We start from the raw sequence: 24678 nt of genomic DNA, 5'->3' as shown, positions 1-24678 counted from the left end.
GCGGCCACGGCCAGGAACGGGACGGCGAGGCCTCAGGCGTCGCCGTCCTTCCTCGCGGTGCGTGCATGCGGAAACCGCACCTCCACGCGCAGGCCGCCTTCGTTGCCCGCCATGTAGCGCACCTGCGCGCGATGGCGCTGGGCGATGCGCTGCACGATCGCCAGCCCGAGCCCGGTGCCTTCCTCGTTGCAGCCCGGCACACGGAAGAAACGCTCGCCAAGCCGCGCGAGGAAGGCCGGCGGTACGCCGGGGCCGTTGTCCTCCACGCTGAGGCAGGCGCTGTCCTCGTCGTCGGCCACGCCCACCGTCACCATGCTGCCGCGGCCGGCATAGCGCAGTGCGTTGTCGAGCAGGTTGTCGAGCAGCTCCTGCAGGGTGATGCGGTCGCCGTCGATCCACACCGGACCTTGCGGGCCGTCGTAGCCCAGGTCCACACCGGCGGCCAGCGCTTCATGCACGCGCAGGGCCAGCAGTTCCGGCATCAGGCGGCAGAGATCGATCAAGCCGTGCGGGTCGCCGGTCTGATCGGGCGACTGCGCCCGGGTGAGTGCCAGCAGCTGTCCCGAGGTGCGCGTGGCGCGCTGGGTCAGGCGCAGGATGTGGTCCAGCGCATCGTTGACCGTTTCCCGCGACGGGTCGGCCTGCGCGCGCTCCACATGCACGCGCAGGCCCGCCAGCGGCGTGCGCAGCTGATGCGCGGCGTCGGCGATAAAGCGCTCCTGCAACGTGAGCATGGCGCGCAGGCGCGCGAACAGGCCGTCGATGGTGCGGGTCAGCGGCAGGATCTCCACCGGCACGTCGGCATCGCCGATTGGCGCCAGATCGTGCTCGCGCGCGGCGAGGCGCGCGGTCAGCGGGTCGAGCTGGCGCAGGCCGATGCGCACGCCGAACCACACCAGCACGAAGACCGACGCGATCAGCAGCGCCTGCGCGGGAATGCTCAGCAGCAGGATCTCACGCGCATTCTGGCGGCGATCGCGCAGCGTCTCGGCCAGGGTGACGGTGAGCGTGTCGCCGGCTTCGTGCGTGCTGTCGATCACCACGCTGGCGGCGCGCAGCTTGCGGCGGTCCACCACCGCATCGAACAGCTTCGGCTCGCCGTTCACCGCCAGCGACAGGCGCGAGGGCGGCACCAGGGTCGAGGTACCCGCGATCAGGCCGTGGTGCTCGCTGACGATGCTGAAGTAATTGATGTTGTTGTGGCCCTCGGGGTCGTACTGCAGCAGGAACTTGGCCTGCTCCGAGATCGGCCCGTCCATGCCCATCTGCAGCATGCGCGCCACGGTTTCGGCGCCGCCGGCCAGGTCGCGGTCGTGCACGTGGTTGGAATAGACCAGGGCGCCGGTGTAGGTGACCAGGCTTTCCAGCAGCAGCATCAGCATCAGCGGCACCAGCAGGAACGCGAGCAGGCGCCGGCGCAGGCTCTGCCGGCCATCCGGCTCCAGCAGGCGGTACAGCCAGGGCTGCGCGTCGGGCGCTTCGCTCACTCGGCGCCTTCCTTCGATTCCTCCAGCAGATAGCCCAGGCCGCGGATGGTGCGCACCTGGGTGCCGGAACCGGAAAGCTTGCGGCGCAGGCGGTAGATGGCGATGTCCAGGCCGTTGTCGGTCAGTTCCTCGTCCCAGTTGCACAGCGCTTCCACCAATTGCGCGCGGCTGGTGACGCGGTCCGGACGCGCGGCCAGCGCTTCGAGCAGGCCGAATTCGCGCGCGGTCAGCTCCAGCGGCGCGTCGTCCACCCAGGCGCGATGGCCGGGCAGGTCCAGGCGCAGCCGGCCGATGCTCATTTCCGGCGCGCCCTGCGCCGTGTAGCGGCGCAGCAGGGCGCGCACGCGGGCTTCGAATTCGGCCAGGGCGAAGGGCTTGACCAGGTAATCGTCGGCGCCCAGGTCCAGCACGCGCACGCGTTCGCGCAGGCCTTCGCGCGCGGTGATCACCAGCACCGGCAGGCTGGCGCCGCGCTTGCGCAGGCGCTGCAGCACTTCGCTGCCATCCAGGTTGGGCAGGCCCAGGTCCAGGATCAGCAGATCGTAGGGGGTGTCGCGCAAGGCGCTGTCGGCGCGCGCGCCGTCGTTGACGTGGTCCACCGCATGGCCGCTCTGGCGCAGCGAGGCGCAGACGCCGGCGGCGATGGCGGGGTCGTCCTCGGCGATCAGGATGCGCATGCGGGGCTCCTGTCGGCATGCGCCGGGCGGCGCGGGGGCTTGAGTGAATTGCGAGTCATTCTCATCTGTGACAGTATCCGTGCCCGGCCGCATCTCGGCGGCCCGATCGCCCGGCAGCTTAGCGCCCGGACCGATCACTGGGACAGATCGCACGCGGCGCCGTTCATCGCCGGCCAGCGATACCCGCACTTCTTTACGGGCACACGCATGGGCAGGCAGGCGGCAACAGGGGCACACGACGGGCGGAGCCGGGTCTCACAGGATCGGGCGGGACGTTCGTTCTGGCTCAAGCAACTGCATCGCTGGCACTGGATCAGTTCCGCCATGTGCCTGGTCGGCATGCTGCTGTTCGCCGTCACCGGCATCACCCTCAATCACGCCGCCCGCATCGAGGCGAAGCCGCGCACCGAACATCGCGCGGCGCAACTGCCCGCGCCGCTGCTGCGCGCGCTGGCCGGCGAGGACGAACGCAAGGGCGCCGTGCTGCCCGTCGTCGTGGCCGATTGGGTCCGCGGCGCGGTGGACGTCGACGTCGCCGGCCGCCCCGCCGACTGGTCCGCCGACGAGATCTACCTGTCCATGCCGCGCCCCGGCGGCGACGCCTGGCTCAGCATCGACCGCGCCAGCGGCAAGCTGGAATACGAGCGCACCACGCGCGGCTGGATCTCCTATCTCAACGACCTGCACAAGGGCCGCAACGCCGGCCCGGTGTGGGGCTGGTTTATCGATCTGTTCGCGCTGGCCTGCGTGGTGTTCTCCGTCACCGGCCTGCTCCTGCTGAAAATGCATGCCGCCCAGCGCGGCGCCACCTGGCCGCTGATCGCGTTCGGGCTGGTGCTGCCGCTGGTGCTGGCCCTCATCTTTATTCACTGACACCGAAGGAGCGCCCGATGCGCCGCCTGCTCTACACCATGCCCGTCCTGCTGCTCGCCGCGCCGGCGGCGGCGGCCGATCTCGACGTCACCGTGCAGATCCCGCAACTGGACGTCGCCGAGTACCACCGCCCTTACACCGCGGTGTGGATCGAGCGCGAGGACCACAGCGTCGCCGCGCAGCTGGCCGTGTGGTACGCGCAGAAGGAAAGCAAGGAAGGCGCCGGCACCAAGTGGCTGCCTGAACTGCGCCAGTGGTGGCGCCGCGCCGGCCGCGAGCTGCAGATGCCGGTGGACGGCGTCTCCGGCGCCACGCGCCCGGCCGGCGCGCAGCAGCTGAAGTTCAAGCAGGGCAAGGCGCCGCTGGGCGAGCTGGCGCCCGGCAAGTACGAGCTGGTGGTGGAAGCGGCGCGCGAAGTCGGTGGCCGCGAAGTGGTGCGCGTGCCGTTCACCTGGCCGGCCGCCGCGCCGCAGCACCTCGATGCCAGGGGCAGCGCCGAACTGGGCGCGGTCAAGCTCGATCTGGCGCCCTGAGCGCGGCGTTTCCCTCTTCATTGCAAGGAGTCACTCATGTCGCTTCGTTCGTTCTCCCTGTCCGCGCTCGCCCTGGCTCTCTGCCTGCCATTCGCTGCGCAGGCGCACAAGATGTGGATGCTGCCCTCGGCCACCAATGTCTCCGGCGCCGATCCGTGGGTGACGGTGGATGCCGCCGTATCCAACGACCTGTTCTTTCCCGACCACGTGCCGGGCGACCTGTCGCGCCTGGTCATCACCGCGCCGGACGGCCAGATGGCCAAGCCCGAGAACAGCGTCACCGGCAAGTACCGCAGCGTGTTCGATGTGCATCTGACCCAGCAGGGCACCTACAAGCTGGCCCTGGTGAACGCCGGCGTGTTCGCCAGCTACGAGCTGGGCGGCGAGAAGAAGCGCTGGCGCGGCGACGCGGCGAACCTGGCGAAGGAGCTTCCCGCCGGTGCGAAGAATGTGGAAGTGAACGAATCGGTCAACCGCGTGGAAACCTTCGTCACCAACGGCAAACCCAGCGACGCCGCGCTCAAGCCCGGCGGCAAGGGCCTGGAGCTGGTGCCGGTCACCCACGTCACTGACCTCGTCGCGGGCGAAGGCGCCACTTTCCAGCTGCTGCTGGACGGCAAGCCGGCCGGCGACGTGAAGGTCACCGCCATCGCGGGTGCCACGCGCTACCGCAACGCGCAGGACGAGTTCGACGCCACCACGGGCAAGGACGGCAAGTTCACCCTGACCTGGCCCAAGGCCGGCATGTACTGGATCAACGCCAGCACGCAGGACGACAAGACCAGCGTGAAGCAGGCCAAGCAGCGCCGCCTGTCGTATACGGCGACGCTGGAAGTGCTGCCGCAGTAAACCGCGCCATGACAGTAGCGGCGCACGCCGTGCACGAGCTGCACGGCCACACCATGGGCACCACCTGGTCGGCGCGCGTCGTCGCGCCGGCCGGTCTGCCCATGCGCGAGTGGCAGGACGGCGTGCAGCGCTGTCTCGATGGCGTCGACGCGCAGATGAGCACCTACAAGCCGGACTCCGCGCTGTCGCGCTACAACGCGGCGCCAGCCGGCACCTGGCAGGCCTTGCCGGAGGAGTGCTTCGCGGTGATCGCGCATGCCTTGCGGCTGGCGCAGGCGACAGGAGGCGCCTACGACCCGACCGTTGGACCGCTGGTCAATCTCTGGGGCTTCGGTCCGGACGCGCAGCCCGGGCAGACGCCATCCGACGCAGCCATCGCCGCCGCGCGCGAACGCATCGGCTGGTGGAAACCGCAACTCGACGAAGCGGCGCGGCAGATCTTCCAGCCCGGCGGCGTCTATATCGATCTCTCGTCGATCGCCAAGGGCCATGGCGTGGATCGCATCGGCGACTGGCTCGACCAGGCCGGCGCACAGGCGTGGCTGGTGGAAGTCGGTGGCGAGATGAAGGCGCGCGGCACAAAGCCTGACGGATCGCCTTGGCGTGTCGGCATCGAGCGTCCGGATGGTTCCGGCGCCTACGATCACGTGATTGCCTTGCGTGGAGGCGCCATCGCCACATCCGGCAACTATCGGCGCAGCTACAGGCATGACGGCGCGCTGCGCTCGCATCATATCGATCCGCGCACCGGCTATCCGGTGGCGAGCGCGGTGGCGTCGGTGAGCATTCTCGCCGCATGCGCCATCGATGCCGATCCGCTCGGCACGGCCATGACCTTGCTGGGGCCGGACGACGGCCTGGCATTCGCACGCGAGCGCGAGCTGGCCGTGCTGTTCGTGCTGCATGGCGAGCGCGGTTGGCAGACGCGCATGTCGCCGGCCTTCGAAGCGGCACTGCGCGCGTGACGAAGCCGGTGGCTGCCAGCCGGGGCGAGGCGCTAGGCCATGCGCTGGTGTTGCTGCCGCTGCTCGCGCTGGCGGCGTGGTTGTTTTCGTTGCATGCCGGCGCGCTGCAGTGGCGTGATCCCGGAGCGCGGCGCTGGCTGGAAGCATCGGCGAGCGTGCTCGCATGGCTGGCTTTGATCGCTGCGCTGCATTGGCATCGCCGCAAGCCGCATGCCAACGATGCGGCAAGCGCCGACGCGCTTTTGATCGCCTGCGCCAGCCAGACCGGCTTCGCCGCGCAGCTGGCGAGCCAGACCGCGGAAAGCTTGCGCACTGCCGGCATGCCGGCGCGTCTGGTGCCGCTGGGCACGCTCGACGAAGCAGCATTGCGCAGCGCCGGTCGCGCGTTGTTCATCGTCAGCACCACGGGCGAGGGCGACGCACCGGACGAAGCAGCCGCCTTCGAACGTGGCTGCCTCTCCCATATCGGCAATCTTGCTGGCCTGCGCTACGGCCTGCTCGCCCTGGGTGACAGCGACTACGCCGACTTCTGCGGCTTCGGCCGCCGCCTGCGCCATTGGCTGGCGCAATCCGGCGCGCAGCCGCTGTTCGATCCGGTGGAAGTGGACAACGGCGACGCCGGCGCGCTGCGCCATTGGCAACACCATCTGGCCATGCTCAGCGGCGCCACCGAGATGCCCGATTGGCAACGGGCGCCGTATGGAATTTGGCGGCTGGCCGAGCGCCGGTTGCTCAATCCGGGCAGCCTGGGTGGCCCTTGCTTCCATCTCGCCTTGCGGCCGGAAGATGGCGCGCTGGCATGGGAAGCCGGCGACATCGCGGAGATCGAACCGCGCCATGCCGCGGATACGGTGTGTCGATGGCTGGCCGCCACCGGATTCGATGGCACGACCGTGGCCGGCAACGAAACCTTGCTCGACCGCCTCGCGCGCAGCCATCTCCCCGAACCCGCGGACGTCGCCGGCCTCGACGCGGCAAGCCTCGCCGCGCAACTGCAGGCACTGCCGCATCGCGAATACTCCATCGCCTCGATTCCCGCCGACGGTGCGCTGCACCTGCTGGTGCGCCGGATGCAACACGGCGACGGGCGCGCGGGCCTGGGCTCCGGTTGGCTGACGCAACATGCGCAGTTGGCTTCGCCCATCGCACTGCGCATCCGCGCCAACCCCTCGTTCCGCCCACCGGCCGCGGAGTTGCCACTCATCCTGATCGGCAACGGCACCGGCCTGGCCGGCCTGCGCGCACTGCTGAAGGCGCGCATCGCCGCTGGCGCGCGGCGCCACTGGCTGCTGTTCGGCGAGCGCCAGCCCGATCGCGATTTCTTTCACCGCGACGAACTCGAACGCTGGCAGCGCGAAGGCTGGCTGGAACGGCTGGACCTGGCCTGGTCGCGCGAACCGGCGGCGCCGGTCTATGTGCAGCAACGCGTGCGCGAGTCCGCCGCGCTATTGCGGAGCTGGGTCGAACAAGGCGCAGCGATCCGCGTATGCGGCAGCCTCGCCGGCATGGCGCCGGCCGTGGACGAAGCCCTGCGCGAGGTCTTGGGCGACGAGCGGCTCGAGCAGATGCGCATGGATGGACGCTACCGAAGAGACGTCTACTGAAGGCGCAGGTTGGGGTGAGCCGCAGGCGAACCCCAATCATGCGATGCGCCAAGGGTGGGCCTGTTGGGGTTCGCCTGTGGCTCACCCCAACCTGCGTGTCTTAAGCGTGACCTTTGGCCTATGCCTCGACCCGTGCCCATGGCGCAACCTGCCGTATCACCTGGGGAGAAACAAAGATGGTGGGACGAGGGGGCAGGACCATAGGACTGCTGCTGGCGCTGGCCGCCGCATGGGCAGTGCTCGCACAGGACGCACCGGCACCGGCGAGCAGCAGCCCGCCAGCGCAGCCGGCAGCGGCGCCGGCACCCGCCGCGCCAGCGGAGGTTCCGCTCGCCGGCGCCAACGCCGCCGGTGCGCGCCAGGCCAGCGCGCCGAATGCATGGGGTGGCGAACGCAGCGGGAATGAGCCGACGCTGTCCGACCGCGTGGTCGGCTACCGCATCGACGCGGAGCTCGATGCCACCAAGCACGCCGTCACCGGCAGCGAGCAGATGACCTGGCGCAACCGCAGCGACCGTCCGGTGCGCAGCGTCTACCTGCATCTGTACCTCAACGCTTTCAAGAACGAGGGCAGCACCTTCTTCACCGAACGCCACGTGCTTACCGCACACGGCCGCTCGCGCGGCGCGGCGACGCTGAAGAAAGGGCAGTGGGGCTATATCGATCTCAAGCGCGTGCAGCAGGGCAGCGCGGTGCTGAAGTGGAGCTTCGTGCAGCCGGACGGCGGCCCGAAGACCGACCAGACCGTGGTGCGTGTGGACCTGGCCCAGCCGGTCGGCGCAGGCGAAACGCTTACCCTCGATATCGACTTCCTCAGCCAGTTGCCGCGTGTGGTCGAGCGCACCGGCTGGTGGGGCGATTTCAATCTGGTTGCGCAGTGGTTCCCGAAGATCGCGGTGCTGGAACTGCCGGGCGAGCGCGGCGCCGGGGAAGTGCGCTGGAACGCCCACGAATTCCATTTCAATAGCGAGTTCTACGCCGACTTCGGCAGCTACGACGTGCGCCTCACCGTGCCCTCCGACTACACCGTCGGCGCGGTTGGCGAACAGCAGGGTGCGCCGACCCAGGCCAATGGCAAGAGCACCTATCACTTCGTGCAGGGCGACGTGCACGACTTCGCCTGGGTCGCCGCCAAGGGCTATCAGACGCTGGACGGCAGCTTCACCGGGCCGGGCGTGCCCAAGGTTGCCGTGCGCGTGATCTATCCGCCGGAATACAAGGCCAGCGCGCAGCCGGTGCTGAAGGCGACCACCGATTCGCTCGAGTTCTTCTCGCGCACGCTCGGCGCGTATCCGTACCGCACCGTCACCGCGGTGGTGCCGCCGTACAACGGCGCCGAAGCGGGCGGCATGGAATACCCGACCTTCTTCACCGCGGAAGGTTATTCCAAGATCGACGCGCAGACCTCGGACCAGTGGGAAATCGACTTCGTCACCATCCACGAATTCGGCCACGGCTATTTCTACGGCTTGCTCGCCTCGAACGAATTCGAGGAGCCGATGCTCGACGAAGGCCTCAACGAGTATTGGGACGAGCGCATGCTGCGCGAACGCAACCAGCCGATCCTGGTGCCTAGCTCCTTCGCCGCGCGCATCGGCATCCATCCGTCGATGGACGTGTTCGTGCAGGAGCGCCTCGGCGCCGGGCTGAAGTCGCCGTACGACCCGCTGTCGGAGAACGCGTGGAACCGCTTCTCCAGCAGCAGCTACGGCACGGTGTATTCGCGCACCGCCACGGCCATGCACGACCTGGAAGAGCGCCTGGGCAAGCCGGTGATGGAGAAGGCCTTCCGCGAGTACTACCGGCGCTGGCACTTCCGCCATCCGTCGGTGGCGGATCTGCGTGCCGTGCTGATCGATGTGTCCGGCGACGCCAAGAACGTCAATGAGATCTTCGACCAGTACGTCTACGGCACCTCGTTCATCGACGACCGCATCGCCTCGATCGACAACGACGAAGTGCTGCCGCAGGCCGGCGTGTTCGACAAGGACGGCAAGCGCGACGAAGTCGTCGCGGACGACCTGGAAAAGCAGCTCGACAAGCAGCGCGAGAGCTGGGAGAAGGCGCATAAGAACGCCAAGTCGTGGGAGGGGCCGTTCCCCTGGCGCGGCACGGTGACGGTGGTGCGCGAGGGCGCACCGGTGCCGCAGCTGCTGCGGGTGACGTTTGCCGACGGCAGCCACGAGGACGTGCGCTGGAACGACAACCGCCGCTGGGCGCGCTTCGTGTTCGACAAGCCGTCGAAGCTGGTCTCGGCCGAGCTCGATCCGGAACACAAGATCCTGCTCGACGCCGACAAATTGAACGACAGCCGCACCACCAAGGCGAACGCCGCGGCCTCGCGCCGCTGGACGTCCGACATGGCAGCGCTGCTGCAGGCTTTCTACTCCTTCCTGGTGACGCTGTGATGGCCTTCAAGAACTCCCGTCGGGTTTCCCTGGGCGCCTTGTTCGGCGCTCCCGTGGCCGCGCTGCAGTGGCGGCTGTTGCTGCTATGGACGCTGCTGCTGTTGCTGCCCACCGTGGTGGCGGCGCTGCCGCTGCTGCGCACGCTCAGTCAACTGCTGGATCACTCCGTGCATGCCGAGGCCTGGGCGCAGCACTTCGATGCGCTGATGTTCGGCGACACCGTGCGCAGCGTGATGAACAACGGCAGCGGCGTGCAGGGCGGTTTTATCGCCGGTGCGGTGCTGACCGTGCTGCTGGCGCCGCTGCTCAACGGCATGGCGGTGGGCGCCGGCCGCGCCGGGCGGCCGCTGGGTTTCGGCCATCTGCTGCAGAGCGGGGTGGTGGAGTACGGCCGCATGTTCCGGCTGATGCTGTGGACGGCGCTGCCGTATGCCGCGGCGCTGTGGGCCGTGAAGTGGAGCATGGATCTGCTGGACGACAAGACCGAGGTGGCGGTGCTGGAGTCGCAGGCGCAGGCGTCGACGCATTGGCTGCTGGCGCTGGCGGTGTTGTTTGTGGTGCTGGCGCAGGTGATCGCTGATTCGGGGCGCGCGGCGTTTATCGCCGACGTTGGCTTGCGCTCGGCGACCAAGGCGTTGTGGCGCGGGTTTGTGCAACTGGTGCGCAGGCCTTTCAGCAGTTTGCTGGTTTATGTGGTGGTGACGGTGGTGGGGTTTGGGGTTGCGTTTGCGTTGGGGGTGGCGCGGGTGCATGTCACTGCGGTGGGGGGTGGCGTTTTGCTGGGGTTCCTGCTGATGCAGGTGGCGGTGATGGCGATGGCTTGGGCGCGGGTGGGGAGGGTGTTTGCGTTGGCGGAGGTGGGGCGCTCACTTGGTGGTGGTGGGCGGCGCGCCGCTTTTTGATCGTCATTCCGGCGTAGGCCGGAATCCAGTGGCGGTATCGCCTGGTTGTTGCGTTGGCGCGTATGGGTCTCGCCTTTGGCGAGGGTTTCGCCCCGCTGCCGCGGGGCGAGTTACTTCTTCTTTGCGTGCCCTAAGTCAAGCCTATATAAACTTCTCGCATGTGCGAAAAAAAGCGGCCGTTAGGCCGCTTGGTAGTGTCTCACTTCATCGTGCTTGGCGGACCGGAGAACACACGAAGGTGTCCTTGTCCTACAAGGAAATTCTTGTAGGAAGCGAGCATGACATTCCAGGCCTCCCGGGCAACGACGGGGCCTCTTTCGATGACCTTTTCGTTCTCATCGATGATAGCGAACGTCGCCTTCTGCCCCTCTCGGGTCTCAGCAGAAAGGCCTTCGAAGCAGACCGCGGTAAGGGTGGCCTGAGTCAGGCCGCCGGTTGAGGGAATACCAATCATGCATGCTCCAGCAAGAGGAAGGGATGGGACGCGAGCGTTTCGGAGAAGGTCGCCAAGACGGTGCGGAGATATCCACGAGCGTGGTCATGGCGACGATCAGCAGCATCACGCTCGTCTTGAGGTTGGGCAAGGAGAGGCCGTTCTGAACGAGGTCTCGCAGAACAACGTGGGTGCTGCATAGGCGGCCAAGCGTGGCGAAAGAGGCCACTATCGTCGGCAAGGCGGGGCACATGAGCAATCTTGTCGTGGTGTATGAGTGGACGAGTACACAAGCGACGGCTCTGCGATGGAGACGAAGGCAAGCCTCTGTCCATAGCGGGGCGGGCTATAGGTACAAACAGCCACCCAAGAGAGCGGCTACACGACCGACTGGGCTGGTGCAATGTGCGGCGGCGTTTTGACGAGCACTATCCGATGCACCAACGCCGGCACGCAGCTGCGCGATCATGGAGATGATTGTCGATCCCAATGGAGAGGGACGTGTCGCTCTTGGGCTCGAAAATGTTTGGCCCCATCGGAAAAAGGTAATCACGGTCATCATGCTTTTTCATAGATATGTTTTTCGCGCTGGATCAATGCCATAGAGGTTGATCCCCACGGTAATCTTTGAGGTGATGAGAAGGTCACTGATTACCTCCTTAGAAGGTAATGGCGCGGACGGAGCCGGCCACGAAAAATCAATGACTTAGGAGGTGATTACCTTTAGGGTTACCTTTGATCACTTTTTGAGGTAACCATTGATCTTCGTAAGATCAATGACTTGGACGCCAAAAAGCGACGGATTACCTCGATTACCTGTCTCCGGTATAGCCGGACTTTCCAGCGGAAGGTAGGAGCTGGCGGGCATAGAAAACCCGCCACCGCAGAGTTAGTGCTGGGCGGTGCTGGGGCTCCGCTTCTCGATACGCTCCCTCAACGTGGCCGCTTTCGCTGGCGCGTGCATAAGCCAGGGCATCCACCGTCGCGAGCGATCACACGGGACCTGTTGGCGTGCGTCAAAGCGCGTCGCTGCCGCCTCACTTTTCATGCCCGCCAGACCGCGTCAGACGGACCCTGGAGGGCTGTGAATAGCTGCGTCGAAATCGACCTCTAAAGGGTGCGCGGGTGAGGCGGGGGTAACTGCGCAGCTCAGGGGGCAAGCGCATCCCCGATCAGGCATCTCTTGCATTTCAGTCGAGAAATAATATGATGACGATCATATGAGACGAACTGCCACTCGATCCAAGGCAGCGACGCACGAGCGCATCGTCGAAACTGCCGCGCGCGCCATCCGCCGCAGCGGGTATGACGGCACTAGCGTTGCCGACATCATGAAGGAAGCTGGCCTGACGCACGGTGGGTTCTACGCTCATTTCACTTCACGTGAGGCGATGCTGGCTGAGGCGGCGGATCGCGCAGGCGCCGAGGCTGTCGCCGCCTCGGCACAGATCGCTGCCTCTGTGCCGCCGGAGCAGGCATTGCAGCGGTTGCTGAGCGCTTACCTGTCAAAAGAGCACGTTAAAAGTCCAGAAATGGGCTGTCCCGTCGCGGCGCTTGGTTCGGAGATGCCGCGCCAGGCGGAGGAGGTGCGTCGAGCCGCCACGCGCCGGATCAAGGAGATGATCGATGTGATTGCTCGTCAATCGCCCGATTGGGGGCAGCCGGGCGCGCATGAGCATGCCCTGGTCACCGCAGCCACGATGGTTGGCGCCCTGGTCATGGCTCGTGCTGTGGATGATTCCACGCTCTCCGATGCGTTATTGAAGGCTGCGTTGAATCACCTCGTCCCGGCCACAGCCTGAGCGGCGCCGCGGCTGAGCCTTTTTGTGAGCATGAATATGATGAACATCATAATCAGAGCATTGGAAGGCAATACCGCGTCGACCTGATAACGCACCGCTTCACCTCATCGAGTTCACGGCTACACGTCAAAAGGCATTCCCATGAAACCTAAGAAATCTATCGCGCTGGTCACGGGTGCCTCCTCGGGCATCGGCAAGGCGACGGCGGAGCGCCTAGCCTCCGCCGGCTATACGGTCTACGGCACCAGTAGACGCGTAGCGCAGGTCGGTCAGCTGCCCTTTGCGATGCTGCCGCTGGACGTGACGCGGGACGAGTCGGCGGAAGCCGCAGTCGGAGAAGTGATCCGGCGAGAAGGCCGCATCGATCTACTCGTCAACAATGCCGGCTTCAGCGTTGCTCCCGCCGGAGCGGAGGAAAGTTCGATCGAGCAGGCGCAGGCGATCTTTGATACCAACTTTTTCGGTCTCATCCGTATGACTCGCGCCGTCGTGCCTCACATGCGACGCCAAGGCGGCGGTCGCATCATCAATATTGGCTCCGTGCTTGGTTTCCTGCCGATGCCATACGGGGCGCTCTATGCGGCCACCAAGCACGCGGTCGAAGGCTACTCGGAATCACTCGACCACGAACTGCGCACGCGAGGCATCCGGGTCTCCGTCGTCGAGCCTGCGTACACGAAGACGCAATTCGAGGCCAACTTTCTGGAGCCCGATGCCAAGCTCGACGAGTACCGTGAGATTCGTGCGGCACTGGCCGAAAGAACGAAGAAACTCGTCGAGGCGGGAGATAAACCCGATGTTGTTGCCGATACTGTGTTGAAAGCTGCTCTGGCGCCCCATCCGAAGCTGCGGTACACCGCCGGCGGCCGAGCGCGCGGCCTGCAGCTCCTTCGCAAATACGCACCCGCCAGCGTGATGGACGCCGGGATTCGAAAAGATCTTCAGCTCGATGCTGTGCGGGCAAGGCGTACACCATGAAAGCGTTCATCGTAGACCGATACGGCAAAACCGAGACGATGCGGCTCGGCGACATGCCGAAGCCCTTGCTCGGGGATGACGATGTGTTGATCGAAGTCCACGCCGCGGGTGTGAACCTGCTGGATTTCAAGATCAAGAGCGGCGAGTTCAAGCTCATCCTGCCCTATCGCATGCCACTGGTATTGGGCCATGACGTGGCCGGCATCGTGGTTCAAGTTGGATCGCGCGTTCGGCAATTCAACATAGGCGACGAAGTCTATGCACGGGCGCCCGATCACCGCATCGGCACATTCGCGGAATTCATCGCCGTGAACGAAAACGATGTCGCGCCCAAGCCCGGGAATCTCACCATGGAAGAGGCGGCGTCGATCCCATTGGTCGGCCTGACCGCTTGGCAAGCCCTGGTTGAAAAAGCTCACCTGAAAAAGGGCCAGAACGTATTCATCCAGGCTGGATCCGGTGGCGTAGGCAGCTTCGCCATTCAATTGGCCAAGCATATGGGAGCCACCGTGGCGACCACCACGAGCAGCGCGAATGCAAAGCTGGTGAAGAGCCTTGGGGCGGATGTCGTCATCGACTACCGGAAAGACGATTTTGAGAACGTGTTGCAGGATTACGACCTGGTCATGCATAGCCAGAACGCGGAAGCGCTGGAGAAGTCCTTGCGTGTGCTGAAGCCCGGCGGAAATCTCATCTCGATCTCCGGCCCTCCCGATCCAGCATTCGCAAAAGGTATCGAGGCGCCATGGTTCGTCGTGCTCATTGCCCGCCTGTTGAGTTCTGGTGTCAGGAGGAAGGCAGCCCGCCGTGATCTGGGATACGCGTTCTTATTCATGCGGTCCAACGGGCCTCAGTTGCGAGAGATCACCCGGCTTGTCGAGGCTGGGGTCATCCGCCCCGTCATGGATCGGGTGTTCCTATTCGAATCGGTCAGCGAGGCCTTGGCCTACGTCGAAGCGGGGCACGCCAGGGGCAAGGTCGTCGTCAAGGTCAAATGAGCAAGAACGCTTCGACTCGTGCACGTGGCAACTGGACATGAGGCCAGAGTGTGCGCTGGGCGGTGGCCAGGGGGCGCCGGTATTTCTTCGCAGCCATTCGTGGCGCAAGCTCTACGTATTCCCTGCCTGTTTGAAAGAGTCAGCGCAAACCGCTTTGCAATAGGGCCGCCCATGACAAATCGACCGCGTTCCGCCAGGCGGCTTTCATAGATGCCGCAGTTCATGCGGCCGTTATTCAGGGCCACACACCAGGCTTCTTCATTCCGCTACATGACGCGCAGCCCATTGGCGAGATCCATGGTGAGATGCGCGGGAACGGTGTCGTCTGGTCGAAGAACGACCGTGCGACGGCAGCAGGCCGCGTCACATGACGAGCAATGCGCAGCGGCGATCATGCGAGGCCATGCCGGCGGACTAGCTGTTCGAGTTGGTATGTGAGGTCTTTGGCGCGGAATGAGATCGGCGCTGTCTCCCTGGTTTAGTGAAGCGTAGGGGTTTCATGGCGGCGATGGTATTCGTCGATGCTCGCGAAGACCCGTTGTCGGATCAGCTTCTCGCAATGGACCTTTCCGAGGCTGCAAATGAAGTGGCTGGTGATGAAAGTCACTGACCCCTCATCATCTTCTAGGCTCGCCGACCAGCTCACGTTGCCGCTTTCTTGCTGGTAAGCAACGATGTAGATCAAGTCTCGATACGAACCTCTGATTTCGTCGGACACAATGGCGATCTCCTGCGACTGGAGCGAAGACGAGTCAGGGACCCAGTCGCAGGTCATGCGCGTGACAGGTGGCCGATGTGCTTCATGGCTTCACGTGGTGTAGCCCTAGGAGCATATGAAGAATGTTAAGTCCAGTAATGGCATCGACATGGAAAGGGACAACTGCCCCTGATCGCTCGTCTACTCTCGGCGCGATCCAGGAACGAGATCCAGTTTGTTCGGTGCTCTTCCAGGGTGGTTCGGATCACGCTTGAAGTGCGGTGACCGGGTGTACTTCGACGCATCGTTTTCGCCGGAATTGTCTTTTTTCGCCGGCACAGTGGCGTAGACGGCATGAATATCTGCCGCCGTGAAGGGCTTCGGAGGGTGCGTCATGGGATTCTCTGAGTAAGGAGGGTGCCGGCAACGAATGCCGGGGACAAATCGCCGAGCCGGGGATGGCTACTCGGATACAGCAGGCGGAATCTGCTTTTCAGGTCGAGAATGACCTTCGTATACGCTTGGCGACGCGAGCACCTCTGACAGGCGGAATAGCGCTTTTGGGCCAGCATAGCGTATCGGCTTCCCCACTGCTGTTACCCGTAAGGCCGGCGAGGCGACTTGCTCGCACCCATCGATGAGGGAGTTGCCGTTTTCAAGCCTGGCAATCAGCACCGCAGGCTTGCGCTTGCTTGAATGATGGCATCGACTCAGCTCCCTCATGCTGTGGTAACGGAAGACACTCAGTCTGAGCGGGGCGTATGCGCGCTTTGCTCTTTGGCGAATTACCCTGTAGTGTGAAGCGGCTGAGTTTCGAGGGTCACCATGAATTGTGGCCTGATGCTGTAGATAGCTTTTCACTACACCGTTGTTCCCCTTCCTCCTTGCGACCAGCTTTTCCGCCGCGATGCGGCCTTACTCGTTTCAAGGAGAAATAGACATGGCCCAGACTGAAACTGGTTCCGTCAAGTGGTTCAACGATGCCAAGGGTTTTGGCTTCATCAGCCGAGACGAGGGTGGTGACGATGTGTTCGTCCACTTCCGCTCGATCCAGTCTGCAGGCTTCAAGAGCCTGGCCGAGGGTCAGAAGGTGTCCTTCACCGTGACCAAAGGCCAGCGAGGCTTGCAGGCGGAACAGGTGCAGGCGATCTAAGGATCCTTGCCTGAAGGAAAAGAGCCCGGCCTTGTGCCGGGCTTTTTGCCTTAAGCGCACTTGCGGTGCTCAGCGCATTCCTGGAACGGCGGCAGGATCAGATGCTCTTGGCATTTGCTGTTCCAGCCATGGGCTCCATCCTGGCGCCATCGCGGGATGCCACTTTCTTGGCCTGCTTGTCGCCTTGCTTTTTCTTCTTTGCAATTTCCCGCTGGCGTTTTTCGAAAGAGTAGTTGGTCTTTACCAATGGAGCGTTCTCAGTTGTGGTGATGGGGCATCGGCTCCGTAGAGCGATCGTCGTACGTCGTGCGTCAAGGACAAGCGGTTGATCCTAAGATCCATCATCGAGCTCAGATATATGAGCGTTGCTGCCAAAGGGCCATGCTTTTAGCCCGCTTGGGTCCATGTAAACTCGATATCGTCCATGACGACCTGTTGAACCTCTCCGGGCGACACGCCTAGAAGTTCGTTGATGCCGCCATGACGCATCCCGAAGAAGATGCCATCGCGTCGGTAGGTTGCGCTCCATCTGACGCGATCCGCGTGGATAAGTTCGTACTCGCCTTCGTACGTAAAGCCATTCGTGGTTTTGCCGGATATATTGGTCATGGCGACCTCCTTGGTGAGAGCGCAGTGGTGCACTTCACGATCTCTCGAAGACTAAAGTGCATAGATGCCGAGCACGACTTGGCGTCACAGAGGCAAGGATGCGTGGCGCATACGCATCATCAGCGATCTCTGTTAGAGAGCCGGGTCACAGGGTCTTGGAGGAGAGGTTGCGAATGGTCTGAGATGTCGGAACATTGCCGTCCGAGCAGAATGTTCCCTAAGCATGCGCTTTCCTCCGTTACGCTACCGTAGCATGTCGTAAAGCTATCGCGCTTGCAGCTGCGATGGGCATCCGAGGCGATCACTACACAATACATGCCTCCGTCGTCCTCCGCGTTACCGCCACCTAACAACTATAGGCGCATGCTGCGTTGGGGCATGAAGACATTCCAGTCTTGGCAAGTGCCTCAGTCACGCGGCTTTGTTCCTGACGCTACCCGAGCACTTCCCCGATTCGTTTCGGAGTTACGGCATGGGCTGCTCAAGGTTCGCCCTTTGCACTGACCGGGAGACGACGTCATGTTGAAATCGAGACAAGAGCTACGAAGCATGCTGAGCCGCATTGAAGCGGGGATAGTGCAACTGCATTCCAGCAACCCCAGCGAACCGGATTTCTTCCGGTGGACGGATGGCGTATTTCACGGTGTGCGAACGCAGTGCGCGCACGAAGACGATGATTGGCTTTTCAATTTGATCGACCAGATATGCACGCGCCAGAGCGTCCCGTACCCGGCGGTCTTGTAGTGCTCATCTTTGACCAGGATAAAAGAAGGCCGAGGAACTATGTCGATGCGGTGCGAAGCGAAGCTTTCATGGCAGTCTCGTTCATAGGCCGTAGCGTCGGTCACAATCCAGACTTATGAGGGTGGCGTCGTGAGCAGTATCGTTCGTCGTGAGATGATCGGGGGCTGGGAATTATCTCTTACAGAGATCAAACATCCCGCAAATGCGAGAGTGACTGCATATCGATTCGGTGCGCGAATGTCACTTGGTGGTGGTCGCTTCACGAAAGAGATTGGCGAGCATGCACGCCGCTTTCTGTCTAAGGCGGCGGCATGGACCGCTGGCAGGGAATTCATTGGTGAGGAATAGAGGCCGGTCGGATCATGTCGATGACTTCTTTATCGCGTCACCGGAAAGCGGTCACGTGACAAATGAGCCAGCGAGGCGGTAATCCAGTTCCATATGCCGAGCGTGGCCATCATTTCCGATTGCGGCCGATACCGCTACTGCCTCACTCAGAAGTTGGCGGCGAGCGGGCCGGTCTTCGCGTTCTTTGGGGTCTATCCTTCTGTCGCCGATGCGGAAGCTGGCGATGCCGGCATGCGTAAGAAAATTGGATTTACGAGGCGCTGGGGCGGATCGCAGTGCGTTGCCGGGAGCATCTTTGCGTTTCGTACTGCTAGTGTGTCAGTTCTTGGCAAGTGTGCTGACCCATTTGGGCCGCGCAATGCGGTCGAGCTGGAAAACATCATCCAGTGCGCCGATGTGCTCGTTCCGTGCTGGGGGACGCGATCGAAGTTGCCGGAGCGCCTCCGTCCACGCGTGGCATGGCTGTCTGGGTTGCTGCTGGCTAGCGGCAAGCCCGTGAAATGCCTTGGCATCACCAAAGGTGGTGATCCTTGCCACCCGCTCATGGTTGAATATGACACGCCGCTTGTTGACTTTGTTGTTTGAGAAAGTCAATCGGCAGACTGCGTTTCCTTCAAGGAGCGCTGTTATGACTGATGCGGAGTCGAAGGATGTGTGTCCCGATCACCATCCATGATTTGGCTGACCCTCAGGGACGTTTCGCTGATCCGAGACACCACACCTAATGGCGGCATCTACAGCATCAACCCGGGTAAGAAAGCGCTCTCCGGTGACACCAAAGCGCCCTTTGATCGCCAGGCCGTCGCGTAACAGCCGCCAGTGTCCACGCCATAGACCAAAGGCGTTGGGACCGTCTGCCCAGGCATCGATTGTGATCGTCGGCACAGGGATTCCTAACAGCAGACCTATTCGACGTTAGTCCTATGGGTCAGAAGGCGCAAGTCCGGCTACCACATGCTGTAGGTTATCGAGCACGGGAGGCTCACGCGGAGGCTTATAACGTAGCGGGGCGTCGCTGCCAAGCGCGCATTTAAGTTCTCTCACGCCTCATCTTGTGGGAACGCATGCGCGATTGGCGTTCGCTGCTGGAGCAGGACATGAACAAAATGCGCCACCCGGTTGGCATTCCTTGGTTCATAAAGGAGGATTACGAGGCATTTCGCCGGCTCGTTCCCCAGCGCAGTTGGCACACCACGTTCGGTCAGTGGGAGGCCGCCGCTACGAAGGTTCTGGATCAACAACGACGTGCTGGCGTCCTCGCATTTAAGGTGGAGGTGCAATCCGAATCTTTCGCGCTTTGGTGTCTTGACACCGGACACAGTGTCGACAGAGAGGCTCTTTCTGAGTACGCCAGCAAATTCGCGCGTAGGTTGCTTGCTTCGAATGACAGTGGCTGAAGGTCATTTCGACCCTCCTGCCCAGTCCAAATAGCCATGGACTTGGAATGGGGCATGAGTAGAGCTGTCACCAGGACGGTGGGAAGCAAATAACTAGGTATGTCTACTAGCTTGGCAGGCGTGGGCGCATGCTTGCCTTCATGTGGACGTGCATCCGTTGGCTGGTCAATGAAACCCAGTCTGGCACGTGAGCTGGCGATGGATGCGCTGTTGATGGTGATCTGGAGGCGACATCCCCCATCAGGCGTAGTGATCCACTCTGACCAAGGCGTGCAATACGGTGGTGACGATTGGCGTCGATTCTGTCGCGAGCATGGTCTGGAGGTCCGCATGAGCCGGCGTGGCAATTGCTGGGATAACTCCGTGGCAGAGTCGTCCTTCAGCAGCTCGAAGAAGGAGAGGGTACGAGGTCGCGTCTACGGCAGTCGCGAGGAAGCACGTAGCGACCTGTTCGATTACATCGAGGTTTTCTACAACTATCGCGAGAAAGCCGCGGACACCAGCTTCTCGCGCAGTGAAGTGACCGGCTACTACTCCTATAAGTTCGCTAGCCATCCAGAACTACGGTGCCGACGCGCTCACGAAGGAGCATGTCCTCGCCGTGCTGGGGGAGGGGACCACACAGGTTCCCGTACCCGATGGCGAGCCCGGCGAAACGATGTCGATGATGCGCTGGGACGCCAACTTCCTCGCTAATATCAGCATTCGGCAGTTGATCGCCGCGGTGGCGTGTGCTGGTGAGGTGACGACGCTAGCAGACCTGCTGTAACGCTTCGGGAGTCTTCTAGGCAACGACGTCGCTCGCTTGCTCGTCGGGGCGGTGACGTCGGTTTCCGACCACGGCGACTAGCTCTTCCAGGCCAAATGGCTTTCTCAAGATCGACAAGTCGGCTGGTAGCCTTCCAGCCGCCTCATCAATGCGTCCAGAGGCGACGACGATCATCATGTTTGGATCGATCTCCCGTGCTAGGAAGGCCAACTGCGCTCCGTCGAAAGAGCCGGGCATGTTGACGTCAGTAAGCAACAAGTCAAAGCGACCGCCAGCGGCAAGCAGAGCATGGGCGACATCGGCGTTGATCGCGCTCATGACCTCAAAGCCAAGCTCTTCCAGCATCGCGCAAAGTATGGCTCGAACGTCGTCTTGGTCTTCCACCACCAGCACCCGCGGCCTAGGAGGTTGCTGGTCACCGATATCGGCATTGGGTGATTCTGCGCTCATTATACCTACTCTGTGACGGCGCCTTCCATGGTCGCCTCGGAGGGCAGTGTCACTGTACGCCGTTGGCTGGTTTTTGGATGTAAGTCATCCAGCCGGACCAATAGTCGTTTATAGCCGGTCTAGTAAGTGCGCAGGTCTTAATGCCTCAGGGCGGACGGGTGCCATCCCGAAGGTACAGTTCCGCGCTTGGAGGAGAAGCCTGCTGGATCACTCCTCTTCGCAGCCGCCCGGGTTCTTGTGACTCTGACGACCAGGGGTAGCTATCCGGGCATCAATCCGAAGGCGGTTCGCTTCATGGCGGAGCTTGGCTACGACCTATGCACGCACGCCTCCAAATCGCTAGATCAGGTCGGCGGCGAGTTCGACGCCGTGGTAACCATGGATTGCGGCGACAACTGTCCGTGGGTTCCTGCCAAGCGACGTGAGGATTGGAACCTGCCCGATCCTAAGCATATGGACGATGCCGGCTATCGCGCTGTGCGAGACGATATTGGAACTCGCGTGAGGCGCCTGCTAGAGAACGTATGACGGCACTGCCGGACCTTATCGACTTGACCTGCGCCAAGTTCCGAGTCATTGGATTTGGGGAAGCCGCGTCAGAGAGAGATTGCGCCAAAAGCAGCATGTATTGCCGCAGCAATTTCGTCTTCGCTGCGCCCTCCATTGATGGCAATGCCTCCTCCAAAGACAAAGTGAGGAACCGAACGGACACCGGCATCGGCCGACTTGGCCGCTTCCTGCTCGACGCGGCGGTGCTGTTCGGGATCAAGTGCAATGGCACGCGCCTGATCGCGGTCGAAGCCGTAGTCGGCTGCGATGTCGGCCAGCACATTCGCATCGGAGATATTCTTCGCTGCGATGAAGTAAGCATCGGTGATTGCAACCGCAAGCCTATGCTGCGTGTTACGCCCAGTGGCTGCCAGAATCAAGGCATGAGCTGCCTGGGTCGGATAGGCCCAGAGCTGACGACTAAGATCCAAGTCGAAGCCCGAAGCGCGAGCCTCTCCCTCGGGGCGAGCAAAGGCGGCCTTCGGATCGGTTATGCCGTAGCGCGAACGCAGCAAGTCGGGAATATAAAGGCCACCTGCCGGCGCATCAGGCAGCAGCAGGACGGGGTGCTGCCTGATATCAACAACCAAGTCGGGAAAACGCTCCGCCAGCACTTTGTCGAGACGGTGATGTCCGACGATGCACCACGGACATGAGATTTCAGTATAGAGATCTATTTGCATAACCATCTCGTGATCTGATCTTCGCGCTACCGACAACGATTTCGACCCTTCTTGCGAACGGCGCGAGTTTCTTGGCGTCGCGCGTATAGACCGACAGGTTGTAGCCCTGCTTCAAGGCTTCCTCGATGATGTGCCTCCCGGTCGGCCCGGTCGCGCTGCACAGTGCGATGGTTTTTCCCCGGCCATGAGGTCAGGCAGCCTTCGTCATCAAAGCTTTGATGGCTGTTTCCGTGTTGGCGATGGCGGCCTTCGCCACATCGGGGGCCAGAACTGTGCCTTCGACACGCACCACTTCAACGTCGGTTAGGCCGATGAAACCGAGGAGGTGCAGCAAATAGCTGGTCTGAAAGTCGAACGGTGCCCAAGCACCTTCCGAGAACACGCCGCCGGCAGCGGTAACGAGATAGACCTTCTTGCCGGTCAGAAGCCCCTTCGGCCCAGTATCGCCGTAGCCGAAAGTGACACCCGGCCAGGTGACGTGATCGAACCAAGCCTTTAGCTGCGAGGGCAGGCCGAAGTTGATCATGCCCGAACCGAGCACAATCACATCGGCGGCCTTCAACTCATCGACCAACGCTTGCGCGACCTTCACTGCCTCTGCCTGTTCCGGCGTGCGCTCTCCGGGCGAGGTGGTCCTGCCTTGGATATAGGCCGGTGCGATATGGGGCGGAGGATTCGCGGCAAGGTCGCGCACGGTCAGCGGGCCGCCCGAGCGGGCCTGGATGCCCTCTGCGATTTCGGTGGCGAAGCGAGTGGACAGGCTGTCAGCCCCGCGCGGGCTGGAGGTGACAAGCAGGGTATGGCTCATGATGGCTCCTAAGTATAAAATAAGAACTAAGTCAGCTAATTGTCCTGACTTACTAATTCATACCTAGGATGGTGCCTTCTGCCCTGTCCTCACAAGAAGGCACACGCATGTCACCTGGTCACATCGAGCTGCCCACCGATATGCCTGCACCGAATGCCGGCGGCTGTGTGGCAACCCGCCAAATATTGGATCGCATCGGCGACAAGTGGAGCCTCTACATCGTCGTCATGCTGGCTAATGGCCCACGGCGCTTCAACGAATTGAAGCGCGGCATCGACGGCATTTCCCAGCGGATGCTGACGCTGACGTTGCGCGGGTTGGAGCGCGATGGACTGGTGACGCGAACGATGTTCCCAACCATTCCTCCGCGCGTTGATTACGAACTCACTGACATGGGAAGAACGCTGCTGGAGCCGGTCATGGCTTTGGTTAACTGGGCAAACAAGAACCAACTCGCCATTGCCGAAGCGCATAAACGTTTTGACGAGGAACCGGAGCCGGATCAGGTCTTGATTCAAGGCGTCGTCTATCAACGCCGATAAACGGGTCTCGCCTTCTGCAGCGCGGAGGCCTACACCTGTTCGTAGGCATGGTCCCGCTGGACCCCAAATGACGACGGGCCACGTCGTTTTGTGGCGATCGACCTATCACCATTGACGCTCGGCTGGCGTATGCTCGCCGGCATGTGGATCTGCATCCGCTGCCATACCGAATTCCCGGAGTTCACGGGAGGTGCCGAGGCCAACCTCGACAGCTTCGGCCTGCACTTTATGTGCCCGGTCTGTGGGCGACGCAATCGCCTGCGCAGTCTTGGCGAGGATAGGGAAGGGTTTCTGCGTCTGGAGCAGATTGACGAGCCCGAATAAGACAGCAGCCATTCTTGAGAACCATGAAGACCCGCACGCAGCTCCGTGCTTGCGACACAGCTCCTTGACCGGCATGCCCGCGTCAACTTCATGCAGGAACCCGATGATCTGCTCTTCGGTAAAACGCTTCTTCACGTCCAATCTCCTTCGGCTGAGGGATTGGACTCCAAATCGAAGCGCTACTCAAAACCGGTGGCGTTGGGTCATTAGTCGCGAGAAATCCTGAACGGCATATCACTCTGTTTAGAGAAAGCACCTGGATGCAGGAGGACGCTGCTTACTTTGCTTTTCGACGAAGGGAGCAGAGCATCAAGCTTTCGAGTGCATAGTCGAATTCAAAGACGGAAGGACTATCTTCGGGGAAGCTTTCGAGCCGCATGCTATTGGGGTCAGGGTTCTCGTCGGTGATTCGCAAGCCATCGAAGTAGGAATCGACGTCCTGAAAGTAGAGCCTGTTTACTTCGTTATTGCCCAAATTCCTTCCGATGTATACCAGTGAGCTGACTGTGGGGATCAACATGTCTTGATCGACGTAGGTGACATGGAAGTAGGTTTCGCCAATGACCAGCTTGTCATTGCTGACGAACTGGCCATACGGAGGTATCTCGCGTTTATCAAAAGTGATCGTCATTAGCTTTGGTGGTGTTTGTCAGCCTGCGTGTGTGAGCTGCTTAAGTCATTGACGGGTTCATGCAATAGAGAAGGCGGCCACTAACCGCCTTCTCTTCGAGATGTGTCGCGCTCACCTATTCTTTCGGCGAATAGAGCATCTCATTAGTTCCTCGAGCGCACCCTCAAAGTCGAACATCGATCGAAGCTCTTCGGCAGGGTTAGCGTAAAACATGGCCGAACCCGGTTCCACATCGGTATCGGAGAAACGAACTCCTTCGCGATAGGATTCCACGTCTTGGAAGTAGAGGGTGTCTTCATCATCATCAACCAAATTTCGACCGATATAAGTCACGGAATCCATCAAAGGAATGGTCATGCCTTCATCGGCATACGAAACCTTGAAATAGGTGTCTCCGATAGTCAGTTTTTCGGGATTGACTGAGTCTGCGCCTTCCGGCAATTCGCGCTTATCAAAGGTGATCAC

The 24678-nt window shown here is 62.2% G+C and carries 28 protein-coding genes and 2 pseudogenes; 18 read left to right on the top strand and 12 right to left on the bottom strand.

From position 1 onward, the window contains the following. Positions 1 to 32: 32 nt before the first annotated feature. The gene (locus FHW84_RS00325; protein ID WP_343203542.1) at positions 33 to 1487 is read right to left on the bottom strand and encodes an ATP-binding protein; all 1455 of its coding nucleotides are present in this window, start codon (positions 1485 to 1487) and stop codon (positions 33 to 35) included. After that, on the bottom strand, positions 1484 to 2164 hold the full coding sequence (locus FHW84_RS00320; RefSeq protein WP_167252141.1) for a response regulator transcription factor: 681 nt from the start codon (positions 2162 to 2164) through the stop codon (positions 1484 to 1486). Before FHW84_RS00320 ends, FHW84_RS00325 begins: the two co-directional genes overlap by 4 nt. Positions 2165 to 2371: 207 nt before the next feature. Between FHW84_RS00320 and FHW84_RS00315 the strand changes: the two genes are divergently transcribed. From FHW84_RS00315 to FHW84_RS00285, 7 genes are all read left to right on the top strand, one after another. Next, positions 2372 to 3037, top strand: coding sequence for a PepSY-associated TM helix domain-containing protein (locus FHW84_RS00315; protein WP_167252140.1), 666 nt, complete (start codon positions 2372 to 2374; stop codon positions 3035 to 3037). A gap of 17 nt (positions 3038 to 3054) precedes the next feature. Continuing rightward, complete coding sequence (locus FHW84_RS00310) at positions 3055 to 3570, top strand: DUF2271 domain-containing protein (protein WP_167252139.1); 516 nt, start codon at positions 3055 to 3057, stop codon at positions 3568 to 3570. Between the two features lie 36 nt (positions 3571 to 3606). Next, a complete protein-coding gene (locus FHW84_RS00305) occupies positions 3607 to 4419 on the top strand; it encodes a DUF4198 domain-containing protein (protein ID WP_167252138.1) in 813 nt (270 codons plus the stop codon). Positions 4420 to 4427: 8 nt separating this feature from the next. After that, positions 4428 to 5384: an FAD:protein FMN transferase gene (locus FHW84_RS00300; RefSeq protein WP_167252137.1), complete on the top strand. Its 957-nt coding sequence runs from the start codon at positions 4428 to 4430 to the stop codon at positions 5382 to 5384. An 8-nt stretch (positions 5385 to 5392) separates the two neighbouring features. Continuing rightward, on the top strand, positions 5393 to 6988 hold the full coding sequence (locus tag FHW84_RS00295; RefSeq protein WP_343203541.1) for a sulfite reductase flavoprotein subunit alpha: 1596 nt from the start codon (positions 5393 to 5395) through the stop codon (positions 6986 to 6988). 176 nt (positions 6989 to 7164) lie between these two features. Further along, positions 7165 to 9396, top strand: a complete 2232-nt coding sequence (locus FHW84_RS00290; protein ID WP_167252135.1) for a M1 family metallopeptidase — start codon at positions 7165 to 7167, stop codon at positions 9394 to 9396. Positions 9397 to 9449: 53 nt separating this feature from the next. After that, the gene (locus tag FHW84_RS00285) at positions 9450 to 10298 is read left to right on the top strand and encodes a hypothetical protein (protein WP_343203540.1); all 849 of its coding nucleotides are present in this window, start codon (positions 9450 to 9452) and stop codon (positions 10296 to 10298) included. Positions 10299 to 10497: 199 nt separating this feature from the next. Here the strand turns inward: FHW84_RS00285 and FHW84_RS00280 are convergent, their stop codons facing one another. Then, positions 10498 to 10752 (bottom strand): hypothetical protein, encoded by a 255-nt coding sequence (locus tag FHW84_RS00280; protein WP_167252133.1) that lies wholly within the window; start codon positions 10750 to 10752, stop codon positions 10498 to 10500. A gap of 1199 nt (positions 10753 to 11951) precedes the next feature. Here FHW84_RS00280 and FHW84_RS00275 point away from each other — a divergent pair. The 3 genes from FHW84_RS00275 (at position 11952) to FHW84_RS00265 (ending at position 14509) form a co-directional block, all read left to right on the top strand. Then, the gene (locus FHW84_RS00275; RefSeq protein WP_167252132.1) at positions 11952 to 12533 is read left to right on the top strand and encodes a TetR/AcrR family transcriptional regulator; all 582 of its coding nucleotides are present in this window, start codon (positions 11952 to 11954) and stop codon (positions 12531 to 12533) included. A gap of 141 nt (positions 12534 to 12674) precedes the next feature. Continuing rightward, on the top strand, positions 12675 to 13511 hold the full coding sequence (locus tag FHW84_RS00270) for an oxidoreductase (protein WP_167252131.1): 837 nt from the start codon (positions 12675 to 12677) through the stop codon (positions 13509 to 13511). Then, the gene (locus tag FHW84_RS00265) at positions 13508 to 14509 is read left to right on the top strand and encodes an NADP-dependent oxidoreductase (protein WP_167252130.1); all 1002 of its coding nucleotides are present in this window, start codon (positions 13508 to 13510) and stop codon (positions 14507 to 14509) included. The genes FHW84_RS00270 and FHW84_RS00265 overlap by 4 nt, the downstream gene beginning before the upstream one ends. A 478-nt stretch (positions 14510 to 14987) precedes the next feature. Here the strand turns inward: FHW84_RS00265 and FHW84_RS00260 are convergent, their stop codons facing one another. Next, complete coding sequence (locus FHW84_RS00260) at positions 14988 to 15227, bottom strand: hypothetical protein (protein WP_167252129.1); 240 nt, start codon at positions 15225 to 15227, stop codon at positions 14988 to 14990. A 919-nt stretch (positions 15228 to 16146) separates the two neighbouring features. Between FHW84_RS00260 and FHW84_RS00255 the strand changes: the two genes are divergently transcribed. Next, the gene (locus tag FHW84_RS00255) at positions 16147 to 16359 is read left to right on the top strand and encodes a cold-shock protein (RefSeq protein ID WP_167252128.1); all 213 of its coding nucleotides are present in this window, start codon (positions 16147 to 16149) and stop codon (positions 16357 to 16359) included. 97 nt (positions 16360 to 16456) lie between these two features. Here the strand turns inward: FHW84_RS00255 and FHW84_RS00250 are convergent, their stop codons facing one another. Together FHW84_RS00250 and FHW84_RS00245 are read right to left on the bottom strand one after the other, a co-directional pair. Beyond that, positions 16457 to 16606 (bottom strand): hypothetical protein, encoded by a 150-nt coding sequence (locus FHW84_RS00250; protein WP_167252127.1) that lies wholly within the window; start codon positions 16604 to 16606, stop codon positions 16457 to 16459. 140 nt (positions 16607 to 16746) lie between these two features. Further along, positions 16747 to 16968: a TonB-dependent receptor gene (locus FHW84_RS00245; RefSeq protein ID WP_167252126.1), complete on the bottom strand. Its 222-nt coding sequence runs from the start codon at positions 16966 to 16968 to the stop codon at positions 16747 to 16749. 873 nt (positions 16969 to 17841) lie between these two features. Here FHW84_RS00245 and FHW84_RS00240 point away from each other — a divergent pair. From FHW84_RS00240 to FHW84_RS00220, 5 genes and pseudogenes are all read left to right on the top strand, one after another. Next, positions 17842 to 18060, top strand: coding sequence for a hypothetical protein (locus tag FHW84_RS00240; protein ID WP_167252125.1), 219 nt, complete (start codon positions 17842 to 17844; stop codon positions 18058 to 18060). 102 nt (positions 18061 to 18162) lie between these two features. Continuing rightward, on the top strand, positions 18163 to 18645 hold the full coding sequence (locus tag FHW84_RS00235; RefSeq protein WP_343203539.1) for a DUF1643 domain-containing protein: 483 nt from the start codon (positions 18163 to 18165) through the stop codon (positions 18643 to 18645). 87 nt (positions 18646 to 18732) lie between these two features. Then, positions 18733 to 18870 (top strand): hypothetical protein, encoded by a 138-nt coding sequence (locus FHW84_RS00230; protein WP_167252123.1) that lies wholly within the window; start codon positions 18733 to 18735, stop codon positions 18868 to 18870. 254 nt (positions 18871 to 19124) lie between these two features. Beyond that, on the top strand, positions 19125 to 19457 hold the full coding sequence (locus FHW84_RS00225; protein ID WP_167252122.1) for a hypothetical protein: 333 nt from the start codon (positions 19125 to 19127) through the stop codon (positions 19455 to 19457). A 120-nt stretch (positions 19458 to 19577) separates the two neighbouring features. Further along, positions 19578 to 19934, top strand: a pseudogene (locus FHW84_RS00220) (DDE-type integrase/transposase/recombinase); the annotation flags it as partial. Positions 19935 to 20241: 307 nt separating this feature from the next. On the opposite strand, the gene FHW84_RS00215 reads toward FHW84_RS00220, so the two are convergent. Further along, positions 20242 to 20676, bottom strand: a complete 435-nt coding sequence (locus FHW84_RS00215) for a response regulator (protein ID WP_167252121.1) — start codon at positions 20674 to 20676, stop codon at positions 20242 to 20244. A gap of 237 nt (positions 20677 to 20913) precedes the next feature. Here FHW84_RS00215 and FHW84_RS00210 point away from each other — a divergent pair, with 237 nt between their 5' ends. Further along, positions 20914 to 21204, top strand: a complete 291-nt coding sequence (locus FHW84_RS00210) for a hypothetical protein (protein ID WP_343203538.1) — start codon at positions 20914 to 20916, stop codon at positions 21202 to 21204. Positions 21205 to 21272: 68 nt separating this feature from the next. On the opposite strand, the gene FHW84_RS00205 is transcribed toward FHW84_RS00210, so the two are convergent. Beyond that, entirely contained in the window at positions 21273 to 21908 is a 636-nt protein-coding gene (locus FHW84_RS00205) for a DsbA family protein (RefSeq protein ID WP_208399558.1), read from the bottom strand. Between the two features lie 190 nt (positions 21909 to 22098). After that, positions 22099 to 22716 (bottom strand): NAD(P)H-dependent oxidoreductase, encoded by a 618-nt coding sequence (locus FHW84_RS00195; RefSeq protein WP_167252119.1) that lies wholly within the window; start codon positions 22714 to 22716, stop codon positions 22099 to 22101. 107 nt (positions 22717 to 22823) lie between these two features. Here FHW84_RS00195 and FHW84_RS00190 point away from each other — a divergent pair, with 107 nt between their 5' ends. Then, the gene (locus FHW84_RS00190) at positions 22824 to 23258 is read left to right on the top strand and encodes a helix-turn-helix domain-containing protein (RefSeq protein ID WP_167252118.1); all 435 of its coding nucleotides are present in this window, start codon (positions 22824 to 22826) and stop codon (positions 23256 to 23258) included. A 366-nt stretch (positions 23259 to 23624) separates the two neighbouring features. On the opposite strand, the pseudogene FHW84_RS00185 reads toward FHW84_RS00190, so the two are convergent. The 3 genes and pseudogenes from FHW84_RS00185 to FHW84_RS00175 all read right to left on the bottom strand — a co-directional run. Further along, positions 23625 to 23717: pseudogene (locus FHW84_RS00185) on the bottom strand (transposase); the annotation flags it as partial. A gap of 142 nt (positions 23718 to 23859) precedes the next feature. Continuing rightward, a complete protein-coding gene (locus FHW84_RS00180; RefSeq protein WP_167252117.1) occupies positions 23860 to 24213 on the bottom strand; it encodes a hypothetical protein in 354 nt (117 codons plus the stop codon). Positions 24214 to 24324: 111 nt separating this feature from the next. Next, positions 24325 to 24678 carry a hypothetical protein gene (locus tag FHW84_RS00175; RefSeq protein WP_167252116.1) on the bottom strand — a complete coding sequence of 118 codons (354 nt, stop codon included), beginning with the start codon at positions 24676 to 24678 and terminating at the stop codon, positions 24325 to 24327.

It is taken from the genome of Dyella sp. SG562, assembly GCF_011759495.1.
GTDB lineage: Bacteria > Pseudomonadota > Gammaproteobacteria > Xanthomonadales > Rhodanobacteraceae > Dyella_D > Dyella_D marensis.
This window is presented reverse-complemented; position numbering and strand designations above follow the sequence as displayed.